The sequence below is a fragment of the Stenotrophomonas sp. YJH_SMC_110 genome (genome assembly GCF_059369255.1).
Genome location: NZ_JCAFSM010000002.1, coordinates 345,991 through 357,927 on the forward strand (window position 1 = coordinate 345,991; position 11,937 = coordinate 357,927).

General features: G+C 66.8%; 7 protein-coding genes. 6 read left to right on the forward strand and 1 reads right to left on the reverse strand.

The window, feature by feature from the left end; translation table 11 throughout:
* Positions 1–3: 3 nt before the first annotated feature.
* Genes AC5P6H_RS06255 through AC5P6H_RS06275 form a run of 5 tightly spaced genes read left to right on the forward strand, consistent with a single transcriptional unit; the run spans position 4 to position 7,109 of the window.
* A complete protein-coding gene (locus AC5P6H_RS06255) occupies positions 4–1,344 on the forward strand; it encodes a sugar ABC transporter substrate-binding protein (protein WP_049442423.1) in 1,341 nt (446 codons plus the stop codon).
* Positions 1,341–2,222: a carbohydrate ABC transporter permease gene (locus AC5P6H_RS06260; protein WP_005410323.1), complete on the forward strand. Its 882-nt coding sequence runs from the start codon at positions 1,341–1,343 to the stop codon at positions 2,220–2,222. The genes AC5P6H_RS06255 and AC5P6H_RS06260 overlap by 4 nt, the downstream gene beginning before the upstream one ends.
* Complete coding sequence (locus tag AC5P6H_RS06265; RefSeq protein ID WP_006456347.1) at positions 2,219–3,055, forward strand: carbohydrate ABC transporter permease; 837 nt, start codon at positions 2,219–2,221, stop codon at positions 3,053–3,055. The genes AC5P6H_RS06260 and AC5P6H_RS06265 overlap by 4 nt, the downstream gene beginning before the upstream one ends.
* Positions 3,052–6,219, forward strand: coding sequence for a discoidin domain-containing protein (locus tag AC5P6H_RS06270; protein ID WP_288496568.1), 3,168 nt, complete (start codon positions 3,052–3,054; stop codon positions 6,217–6,219). Before AC5P6H_RS06265 ends, AC5P6H_RS06270 begins: the two co-directional genes overlap by 4 nt.
* 2 nt (positions 6,220–6,221) lie before the next feature.
* Entirely contained in the window at positions 6,222–7,109 is an 888-nt protein-coding gene (locus tag AC5P6H_RS06275) for an endonuclease/exonuclease/phosphatase family protein (RefSeq protein WP_049442425.1), read from the forward strand.
* 169 nt (positions 7,110–7,278) lie between these two features.
* On the opposite strand, the gene rne is transcribed toward AC5P6H_RS06275, so the two are convergent.
* Positions 7,279–10,548: a ribonuclease E gene (rne, locus tag AC5P6H_RS06280; RefSeq protein WP_495202397.1), complete on the reverse strand. Its 3,270-nt coding sequence runs from the start codon at positions 10,546–10,548 to the stop codon at positions 7,279–7,281.
* Positions 10,549–10,955: 407 nt separating this feature from the next.
* Between rne and AC5P6H_RS06285 the strand changes: the two genes are divergently transcribed.
* Positions 10,956–11,930 (forward strand): RluA family pseudouridine synthase, encoded by a 975-nt coding sequence (locus AC5P6H_RS06285; RefSeq protein ID WP_049442427.1) that lies wholly within the window; start codon positions 10,956–10,958, stop codon positions 11,928–11,930.
* The last annotated feature ends 7 nt before the right edge of the window (positions 11,931–11,937 follow it).

Sequence of the window (11,937 nt, forward strand, 5' to 3'; positions counted from 1 at the left end):
CCGATGCCGAACTGGATCGACCGCCTGCGCCGCTGGGCGCTGCCTGCCCTGGCCGCGTTGGCCGTGGCCGGCTGCGCCCGTACCGAACCGGGCACCACCACCGTGCGCTTCTGGGCGATGGGCCGCGAAGCCGAGGTGGTCAGCGAGCTGATCCACGAATTCGAGGCCGAAAACCCCGGCATCAAGGTGGATGTGCAGAACATCCCGTGGACCGCCGCGCATGAGAAGCTGCTGACCGCGTTCGCCGCCGACGGCCTGCCGGACGTGTGCCAGCTTGGCAACACCTGGGTGCCGGAGTTCGCCGAACTCGACGCGCTGACCCCGCTGCAGCCGTTCGTGCAGCGCTCCACCGTGGTCGACCCGAAGGACTACTTCCAGGGCATCTGGGATACCAACGTGATCCACGGCGGGCTGGTCGGCGTGCCGTGGTACGTCGATACGCGCCTGATCTACTACCGCAAGGACCTGCTGGCCAAGGCCGGCTACGACCACCCGCCGCGTACGTGGCAGGAATGGGAAGAGCAGATGGCGGCGATCAAGCGCATGCAGGGCCCGAGCCGCTACGCGGTGCTGATGCCGATCAACGAGTTCGAGCAGCAGCTGTCGCTGGCCTTGCAGCAGCCCGACCCGCTGCTGCGTGACGACGACACCCGGGGCAATTTCTCCAGCCCGGGGTTCCGCCGCACGCTGGGCTTCTACGCCAACATGTTCGAGCAGGGCTGGGCGCCGAAGATGTCCGAGACGCAGATCTCCAATGTCTGGGACGAATTCTTCCGCGGCTTCAACGTGTTCTACATCTCCGGCCCCTGGAACATCCGCGAGTTCAAGAAGCTACAGCCGAAGGAACTGGAAGGGCAGTGGGGCACCGCCGCGCTGCCGGGGCCGGACGGTCCGGGCGCGGGCATCGCCGGTGGTACCAGCCTGGTGATCTTCCGCAAGTCGCAGCAGAAGGAGGCGTCCTGGAAGCTGATCGAATTCCTGTCGCGGCCGGAAATCCAGGCACGCTTCCATTCGATCATTGGCGACCTGCCGCCGCGCCGCAGTGCGTGGAACACGCCGTCGCTGGCCAATGACCCGCTGGCGGCCGCGTTCCGCGATCAGCTGGAGCGGGTCAGGCCGACGCCGAAGGTGCTCGAATGGGAGCGCATCGTGCAGGAAATGCGCATCGTCACCGAAAAGGTGGTGCGCGGTGGCCTGCCGCAGGACAAGGCCGTGGAAGAGCTGGACCAGCGCGTGGACAAGGTGCTGGCCAAGCGCCGCTGGATGCATGAACAACAACGCCTGCAGGAGCGCGCGCCGTCGCCGCAATCGAGCAGCGCCGTGGCCGCCGGGAGGGCGCAATGAAACGTACTTCGCTGGCCGGCTGGATCTTCGCCGGCCCCTCGCTGATCGTGCTGGGCGTGTTCTTCGGCCTGCCGGTCGCCTCGGCGCTTGCACTGAGCGTGACCGACTTCGACCTCTATGCACTGGCCGATAGCAGCAACCTGCGCTTCGTCGGCCTGGGCAACTACATCGACCTGCTGCAGACGCCGATGTTCTGGAAGTCGCTGTGGAACACCACCTACTTCGTGCTGATCGGCGTGCCGTTGTCGATCGGCGTGTCGCTGGGCGCGGCGATGCTGCTCAATGCACCGGCCGCGCGCTTCAAGGCCCTGTTCCGCACGGCCCTGTTCGCGCCGGTGGTGACCACGCTGGTGGCGGTGGCGGTGATCTGGCGCTACCTGTTCCATACCAGCTATGGCCTGGTGAACTACGGCCTGGGCCATCTGGGCATCAGCCCGATCGACTGGCTGGGTGATCCCAACTGGGCGATGCCGACCATCATGCTGTTCGCGGTGTGGAAGAACTTCGGCTACAACATGGTGATCTTCCTGGCCGGCCTGCAGGCGATCCCGCATGACCTGTACGAAGCGGCGCGCATCGATGGTGCCTCGCGCTGGAAGCAGTTCCTGCACATCACCCTGCCGATGCTCGGCCCGGTGCTGCTGGTGGTCGGGGTGATTACCGTGTCCGGCTACTTCCAGCTGTTCGCCGAACCCTACGTGATGACCCGCGGCGACCCACTGCAGAGCACCGTCAGCGTGCTGTATTTCATGTTCGAGGAAGGCTTCAAGTGGTGGAACCTGGGACGTGCCTCCGCCGTGGCGTTCCTGCTGTTCCTGATCATCCTGGCGGTGACCACCGTGATGCTGCGTTTCGGCCGCAAGAGGCAGTTGGTATGAGTCGTGAAATCGGCCAGTCGCGCTGGTACCCGTGGATGATCAATGGTGCGTTGCTGGTGCTGGCCCTGGTCAGCCTGGCACCGCTGCTGTGGATGGTCTCGGTCTCGTTCATGCCGCAGGGCGAGGCCAGCCATTTCCCGCCGCCGCTGCTGCCTTCGAGCATCACCACGCACAACTACCATGAACTGTTCGCGCGCACCGGCATGGGCGGCAACTTTGCCAACAGCCTGCTGGTGTCGCTGGGCATCACGATCGGCTCGCTGCTGCTCAACACCATGGCCGGTTACGCTTTCGCCAAGCTCAACTTCGTCGGCCGCGAGCGCCTGTTCCAGGTACTGATGGCGGCGCTGGTGATTCCAGCGCAGGTGGCGATGCTGCCACTGTTCCTGCTGATGAAGCAGCTGGGGCTGGTCAACAGCTTCGGCGGCGTGATCGTGCCGGCGCTGGCCAGCGTGTTCGGCATCTTCCTGGTACGCCAGTACGCACGTTCGATCCCGGACGAACTGCTGGAAGCGGCGCGCATCGACGGGGCAGGGGAGCTGCGCATCTTCTTCCAGATCGTGCTGCCGATGCTCAAGCCGGTGCTGGTGACCCTGGCGATCTTCACCTTCATGGGCGCATGGAACGATTTCATGTGGCCGCTGATCGTGTTGACCGACCAGGAGCACTACACTTTGCCGGTGGCGCTGGCCACCCTCTCGCGCGAACACATCATGGACGTGGAAATGATGATGGCTGGCGCGGTGGTCACCGTGGTTCCGGTGCTGGCGCTGTTCCTGGTGCTGCAGCGGTACTACATCCAAGGTCTGTTGCTGGGGAGCGTCAAGGGATGAAGCGAGCGATCGCCGTTGGACTGGGACTGTTGTGGACCTCCCTGGCGATCGCCGCACCACCGGCACTGCCGGCGCCGAAGGTGCTGGACGACTTCGACGATATCGGCGCCTGGAAACTGGTGCTGTCCGACCAGGTCAGTGGTTCGCTGCGGCCGGTCAGCGGCGCCGGCGGCGGCCGTGCCCTGTGCCTGGACTATGATTTCCACAAGGTCTCCGGCTACGTCGGCATCCGCCGCGCGCTGAACATCGACTACCCGGTCAACTACCGTTTCGGCTTCCAGCTGCGTGGTGATTCGCCGGCCAACGACCTGCAGTTCAAGCTGATCGATGCCAGCGGCGACAACGTCTGGTGGGTCAACCGCCCGGGCTACAGCTTCCCCAAGGCGTGGACACCGGTCGAATACCGGCGTCGCCAGATCGACAAGGCGTGGGGGCCGTCGCCCGAGAAGGAGATGGCGCGCAGCGCCGCGGTCGAGTTCACGATCTACAGCAAGGTCGGTGGCCGCGGCACGGTGTGCTTCGACAAGCTGACCCTGCAGGGCCTGCCACCGCAGGATGATTCGGCACTGGTGCCATCGGTCATCGCCGATACCGCCACCGCGCTGCAGGACCGCATGATCGATGGCAAGGGCGATACGTTCTGGATCAGCGGCGGGGTCAAGCAGCAGACCATCAGCCTCGACCTGCACAAGAGCCGCGAGATCGGCGGTGCGGTGATCGACTGGCTGCCGAACCTGGAAGCCAATCGTTACACCGTGCGGACGTCCGAAGATGGCCGGGACTGGCGCACTGTGCGCGAGGTGACCGGCGGTGCGGGTGGCCGCGACTGGCTGGCGCTGCCGGACACCGACGCACGCTACGTGCGTTTCGATCTGCTCGATGGCCCGAACTGGCGCTATGGCATCCGTGACATCACGCTCAAGCCGCTGGCGTTCGCCGCCACGCCGAACGCCTTCCTGTCCTCGGTGGCGGCCGACCTGCCGCGCGGTTCGCTGCCGCGTGCGTATGTGGGCGAACAGCCGTACTGGACCCTGCTCGGCCTCGATGGCGGCCAGGAACAGGCGCTGATCAGCGAGGACGGTGCGCTGGAGCCGGCCAAGGGCAGCTTCAGCATCGAGCCGTTCATCCGCCTCGACGGCAAGCTGCTGGACTGGTCGAAGGTGGCCACTACCCAGTCGCTGCAGGACCACTATCTTCCGATCGCCAACGTCGACTGGGTGCACGAGAAGGCCGGCCTGGCGGTGACCAGCTTCGTGCAGGGCACGCCGGAGCGCGCGCAGTTGATCGGCCGCTACCGGCTGAGCAATCCGGACAAGGTGGCGCACGAGTACACCCTGGCGCTGGCGATCCGCCCCTGGCAGGTCAACCCGCCGACCCAGTTCCTCAACACCGTCGGCGGCTTCAGCCGCATCGATGCGCTGGACGTGGGCGAACAGCTGGTACGCATCAACGGCGAGCCGCGCATCTATCCACTGCAGGTGCCCGATGCCCGTTTCGCCAGCACGTTCGATGGCAAGCTCGATGCGATGCATCTTGCGTCCGGAAAGTATCCGGCCACTACGGCAGTGAAGGACAGTACCGGCATGGCGTCCGGTGCGCTGCTGTATACGATCAAGCTGGAACCCGGGCAGAGCCGCGAAGTGGCAGTGGTGCTGCCGCAGACCGGGAGCTGGGCGCCGCAGGCGCTGGACGTGGCCAAGGCGCAGGCGCAGGTGGCCGAACAGTGGCGGCACGCGCTGGGCGTGGTCTCGCTGCAGGTGCCGGCGGCAGGCCAGGCCCTGGTCGACACCCTGCGCACCGCCGTGGCGCACATGCTGATCTCGCGGGTCGGCCCGCGCCTGCAGCCGGGCACGCGCTCGTACGCGCGCAGCTGGATCCGCGACGGCGCGATGATTTCCGAAGGCCTGCTGCGCATGGGGCGCAGCGATGCCGTGCGTGACTACATCAACTGGTATGCGCCTTACCAGTTCGAGAACGGCAAGGTGCCGTGCTGTGTCGATGCGCGCGGCAGCGACCCGGTGCCGGAGAATGACAGCCACGGTGAGCTGATCTACAGCATCGCCGAATATGGGCGCTATACCGGCGACAGCACCTTCGCCGAGCTGATGTGGCCGCACGTGCAGGGCGCCTACAGCTACATGGAGCAGCTGCGTGCCAGCGAGCGTACCGAAGAGAACCGTGCGCGCAATCCGGCGTTCTACGGGATGATGCCGGCCTCGATCAGCCACGAAGGCTATTCGGCCAAGCCGATGCATTCGTACTGGGATAATTTCTGGGCGTTGCGCGGCTACAAGGACGCAGCATCGCTGGCGGCCCAGCTGGGCAAGGTCGAAGCGATGCAGATCGCCGAGTCGCGTGACCAGTTCCGTGATGACCTGCAGGCGTCACTGCTGTCGGCGATGCAGCAGCACAACATCGACTACCTGCCGGGCTCGGCCGAGCTGGGCGATTTCGACGCGACCTCGACCACCATCGCGCTGGCGCCGGGCGGCGAGCAGGGCCGGCTGTCGCAGCAGGCGTTGGAGGCGACCTTCGAGCGCTACTGGAAGGAATTCGTGGCCCGCCGCGATGGCAAGCGCGAGTGGAAGGACTACACGCCGTACGAATGGCGCAACGTGGCCGCCTTCGTTCGCCTGGGCTGGCGCGATCGCGCCTGGCAGGCGACCGAGTTCTTCTTCAAGGACCGTGCGCCGCAGGCCTGGAACCAGTGGGCCGAAGTGGTCTCGCGCACGCCGCGCAAGCCGTTCTTCGTCGGTGACCTGCCGCATGCCTGGGTCGCCTCGGACTTCGTGCGCTCGGCCCTGGACATGTTCGCCTACAGTCGTGACATGGACGATGCGCTGGTGTTGGCCGCCGGCATCCCGACGGCCTGGCTGCAGGGCGAGGGCATCGCCGTGCAGGGCCTTCGCACGCCGCAGGGCCAGCTCAATTACCGCCTGCAGCGCAGCGACAAGCAGCTGGTGCTGGAGGTGCAGCCGGGCCTGGTGCCACCGGTCGGTGGCGTGGTGTTGCCGTGGCCGTACGCCGGTGATCCGGGCGAGGCGACCATCAACGGCGAAGCGGCCGAATGGATCAACAAGGAACTGCACGTGCACCAGCTGCCGGCACGGGTCGAGATCGATGTACCGGGCGCGGTGCGCCGCGCCGAGCGCAAGGGGCAGTAACGATGAAGCAACAAGGGGAGGGAGCGCGTGCGACGGTGCGCGCCCTGGGGCTGGCCATTGCATTGGTATTGCCAGGGCTGACGCTGGCGGCGGTGCCGCAGTTCGCATCGCCAGCGGTGGACATCGCCAGCGCGCCAGGCATGAGCATGGTCACCTTCAACCTCCATCATGACCGCGAAGACTGGCCAAGCCGCCGCCGTACCATCCTGGCCGAACTCAAGCGCCTGCAGCCCGATGCCATCGCGCTGCAGGAGGTGATCCAGCGCCGCAACGTGCGCAACCAGGCGCAGTGGCTGGCCAGCCAACTCGGCTACAAGTACGTATTCGTGTCCACCGATCCGGTGGGTGCGCCGAAGCGTTACGGCAATGCGTTGCTGACCCGGCGGCCGATCCTCGCCCAGGGGGACCATCTGCTGCTGCCATTGGACGACTACCGCACGGTGGCCCACCTGCGCATCGACGTCGACGGCACGCCGGTGAACGTCTACGCCACGCATCTCAACGAGCGCAACGACGAGAGTGGTCAGCGCATCCGCCGTACCCAGGTCGAGGACCTGCTGCGCTTCATCACCGCTACCTCGGCCGGCGCGCCGGTGGTGATCGCGGGCGACTTCAATGCGCTGGTGGACGCAGGTGACCTGAGCGAGCTGCGCAGCCATTACGGCGACAGCTATGGCAGCGTGCACGTCAACACCGACCTGGCCGGGGTCAGCACCTTGAACCGGCACTATTACCAGGCACCTTCGCGTATCGACCACATCTTCTTCCAGCAGGACCGGATGGTCGCGCGCGAAGCGAAGCTCCTGTTCGACCAGCCCGATGACAGCGGTCGCTGGGCCTCGGACCACTACGGCGTGTGGACCCGGTTGCAGTTCGCGCCGACGCGCTGATGTCCTGGTAGGTGCCAACCTTGGTTGGCACGGACGTGTCCGCGTTCGCTCGAACAACGGCGTCAACCAAGGTTGGCCTCTACCAGAGCGCTGCGCGCGCCCGGCGCACAAACAGAAACGGCGGGGATCATCGATCCCCGCCGTTCCTTTTCACGCGACCAGATCGCGATCAGTTCGCCGGCGGCGTGCGCTTGGCGGCGTCTTCGTCTTCTTCGTCGGCCTTGGCTTCGGCCGCCTGGGCGGCGGCATCGGCGTGACCATCGGCGACCGGATCGATCGACGGCGTCACCACCGCATCGGCGACCGGGGCCGCAGCTTCCACCGGTGCGGCTTCAACCGCCACCGGAGCGACTGGCTGTTCGGCGACCGGTGCGGTCTCGACAACCGGCTTGGCTTCAACCGCGGGAGCGGCCTCCACCACCGGGGCGGCCTCAACGGCCAGCGGCTCGGCTTCAGCCACCGGGGACGCTGCAACAACCTCCGGCTTCGATTCCACGACCGGAGCAGCCTCGACCACGACCGGCTTCACTTCGACCACCGGAGTGGCTTCAACGGCCGGGGCAGCCTCAACCACGACCGGCTTGGCTTCGACCGCCGGTGCTGCAGCCACCACCGGCTGGGCCGGGGTCGCCGCGTCGATGGCATCGAGCATGCTGGTCTGCACCGGCGAAGATGCCGGTTCGGCCTTGGCCACGGTATTGATCGGGGCCTGTACCTCGGCCACCACCGGTGCAGCGGCATCGACCACGGCGCTGCTCACCACCGCGACCGGCGCGGCGACAACAGCGGCGGCGGCACGGACCGGCTTTCCGGATTCGGCAGCGGTCGGTTCGACTTCGTCATCGAAATCGAATTCCGGTTGCGAACGGGCCGGCTGCGCGGCCGCGACCGGAGTGGTCCCGGCGACGCTGTCGTTGCTCTGCTCGGCGACATCAGCGGCATCGGTGTCATCACTGTCGTCCGCGTCGTCCTGATCATCGCCCAGGCCATCGCTGCCGGCAGCGTTCTCGGCGCCACCACGACGGCGGCGACGGCCACCACGACGGCCACGGCGGCGGCGGGTCGCGCCTTCACCGGCCTGCTCGCCGTTGGCGTCGACAGCAGCCTCTTCACCGGTCACGGCAATCGCCTCGGCCTCGTTGCCGGCGTTGGCAGTGGTGTCGGCCGGTGCAGTGGCTTCCGCCGGAGCGGAGGCGGCCGGCGCAACCGGCGCAGTGGCTTCCTGAGCGGTCACCCCATTGGCGGCGACCGCCGTGGCGGCCACGGCGGCAGCCGCGGTCACGGCCTCGGCCGGTGCCTCGGCGGTGCTGCGCTGCGGCTTCTCGGCCGGCTTGTCACCGTCCTGCGGCTGGCGCGGCTGCTTGGGCTGCTTCAGCTTCGGCTGCTGCTGGTTCTGGTTCTGGTTCTGGCCCTGCTGCTCGTTGCGCGGCTTGTTCTGCTGATGCGGCTGCTGGCCGTCCTTCTGCTGAGGCTCCTTCTGCCTGCCCTGCTGCGGCTGCTGCTGGGCATTGCCGTTGTTGCCGTTGCGGCCGTCCTTGCGCTGCTCACCGCGCTCCTTTCGGTTGCCGCCATCCTTCTGCTGCTGAGCGTTGCCGTTGCCACGGTTGTCGTCGCGGCGATCCTTGCGGTCCTTGTTGCGATCCTTGTTGCGGTCCTTGCGGCCGCCGTCCTGCTGCTGGCGGGCAACAGGAGCCGCCGGTGCCGGTGCCGGCGCCGGTTCGCCACCGAACACGCGCTTGAGCCAACCGATCACGCCGCCGCTCGGGGCCGCTGCAACCGGCGCTGCCACGATCGGGGCCGGTGCCGCTGCGGCCGGCTCCACTTCCTCGCGCACCGGGGCGGGGGAGGTGTGCTTGACCTGGGTCACCGCCGGCGGCGGGATGTTCAGCTGGCCCTTGGTCAGGGCATGCACCGGCAGCTTGCGCGGGGTGCCGCGCTGGTAACTGGGCTTGTTGCTCTCTTCACCCAGCTCGTTCTCGCGCAGGCGGGTGACGGTGTAGTGCGGGGTGTGCAGCTGCTCGTCGGCGACGATCACGATCGGCGCCTCGTGGCGCTGCTCGATCTCGCGCAGGGCACTGCGCTTTTCGTTCAGCAGGTAATTGGCGATCTCCACCGGCGCCTGGACCAGCACCTGCCCGGTGTTTTCCTTCATCGCATGCTCTTCGGCAACGCGGATGATCGACAGCGACAGCGACTCAACGCTGCGCATGCGGCCGTGGCCGTCGCAACGCGGGCAGACGATCTGGCTGGATTCACCCAGACTCGGGCGCAGGCGCTGGCGGCTCATTTCCAGCAGGCCGAAGCGCGAGATGCGGCCAACCTGGACGCGCGCACGGTCGTACTTCAGCGCGTTGGCCAGGCGGTTCTCGACCTCGCGCTGGTGCTTGTTGGAGGCCATGTCGATGAAGTCGATCACCACCAGGCCGCCCAGGTCGCGCAGGCGCAGCTGGCGGGCCACTTCCTCGGCCGCTTCCAGGTTGGTCTGGAACGCGGTGTCCTCGATGTCGCTGCCCTTGGTGGCGCGCGAGGAATTGACGTCGACCGCGGTCAGCGCTTCGGTCTGGTCGACCACGATCGAGCCGCCCGACGGCAGGCGCACGTTGCGCTCGTAGGCGCCCTCGATCTGCGACTCGATCTGGAAGCGGTTGAACAGCGGGATGTCGTCCTTGTAATGCTTGAGCTTGCGCAGGGTCTGCGGCATCACCTGCTGCATGAACTCGCGGGCGTGCTCGTACATCTCCTCGGTGTCCACCAGGATCTCGCCGATGTCGGCGCGCAGGTAGTCACGCAGGGCGCGCACGATCAGGCGCGATTCCTGGTAGATCAGGAACGGAGCCGGCTTGCTCAGTGCGGCTTCGGCGATGGCGCGCCAGACATTGAGCAGGTAGTCCAGGTCCCACTGCAGCTCTTCCGCATCGCGGCCGACGCCGGCGGTACGGATGATCACGCCCATGTCGTCGGGAATGTTCAGCTTGTCCAGGGCGTCCTTCAGCGCGGCCCGGTCTTCGCCCTCGATGCGACGGGAAACGCCGCCGGCGCTGGGCGAGTTCGGCATCAGCACCATGTAGCGGCCGGCCAGCGAGATGAACGTGGTCAGGGCGGCGCCCTTGTTGCCACGCTCTTCCTTGTCGACCTGGACGACGATCTCCTGGCCTTCCTTCAGCAGCTCGCGGATGCCGGCCTTGTTGTGGTCGACACCGGCCTGGAAGTAGTCGCGGGAGATTTCCTTCAGCGGCAGGAAGCCATGGCGGCCACCGCCGTACTCGACGAAGGCGGCTTCCAGCGAGGGCTCGATGCGGAAGATCCGGCCCTTGTAGATGTTGGACTTCTTCTGTTCCTTCGACGGCTGTTCGATGTCGATGTCATACAACGACTGGCCATCCACGATGGCAACACGCAGCTCTTCAGCCTGCGTGGCGTTGATCAGCATTCGCTTCATTGTTGCGTTCCTCGCAAGCGGCTACCGCGCGGAACGCCATGGGGTTTCGCCTCTGGACACGGTTCGCCGCCCATTCGCGCAAGCGCGGGGAGGGCGGCTTGGGTTTCCAGCGCTACGACACCACGGCAGGCCGCGGGAGCGCTTCACTCTTATGGGTTTTGGGGTGTTACAGGCCGCAGGCAGCTGTCAGCCAGGCTGGAGCGCCACGCGGGACATGTTCAGCACGGTTGCGTGTCAGGCATCCGGCGATGGCCGGGAAGGCCGGTGAGCCGCTAACATGGCCGCCCCGCGGGCGGTGGTCGCGCACTGTGCCGGATTCGTCGGAAGCTGGGCTTCTGGCCCTGAGTAACTTCCAACGAAATCAATCCCTTATCTCGCCCCCCGAGTGTAACAGAATAAACAGCCTGATGACCGCCCAAGACCCCATCAAACCCGCTGGCGACAAGCCTTCCGTGCGCATGATCACCGTTCCCGCCGACCGCGCCGGCCAGCGCCTGGACAACTTCCTGCTCGGCCAGCTGAAGGGCGCCCCGCGCAGCCTGGTCTACAAGCTGGTGCGCAGTGGCCAGGTTCGGGTGAACGGTGGCCGCGCCAAGGCCGAACGCAAGCTCGAGGCCGGTGACGAGGTGCGCGTGCCGCCGGTCCGTCTCACTGAGGAAGGAGACAAGGCCGGTCCGCCGGAGGCGTTCATGCGCCGCCTGGAGCAGGCCATCGTCTTCGAGGACGCCCGCCTGCTGGCCCTGAACAAGCCGACCGGCGTGGCCAGCCACGGCGGCAGCGGCATCAGCTTCGGCGCCATCGAGACGCTGCGCGCGCTGCGCCCGGGGCAGACCCTGGAGCTGGTCCACCGGTTGGATCGCGACACCTCGGGTCTGCTGGTCGTGGCCAAGAAGCGCTCCGCGCTGAGCGAACTGCAGGCCTTGCTGCGTGAAGACCACGGCGCCGGCATCCGCAAGCGCTACCTGACCCTGCTGGCCGGGCGCATGCCCGACGGCGTGATGACGGTCGACGCCCCGCTGCACGTGGGCCTGCGCCAGGGCGGCGAGCGCCATGTGCAGGTCAATGCGATCGGCAAGGAATCGATCAGCCACTTCCGGGTGCTGGAACGCCGCGGTGGCCATTCGTACTGCGAAGTCCGCATCGAGACCGGCCGTACCCACCAGATCCGCGTGCACGCCCAGCATCTGGGGCATCCGGTGGCCGGTGACGACAAATACGGCGATCCAGCGGTCAACAAGCGGCTTCGTGAGCAGATCGGGCTGAAGCGCTTGTTCCTGCATGCGGCCTCGCTGGAGTTCGCGCTGGATGACGGCAAGAGCCCATACGTATTGAACGCGCCGCTGGCGGATGAGCTGGTCGAGGCGCTGGACCGGCTGAAGTAAGGATCTC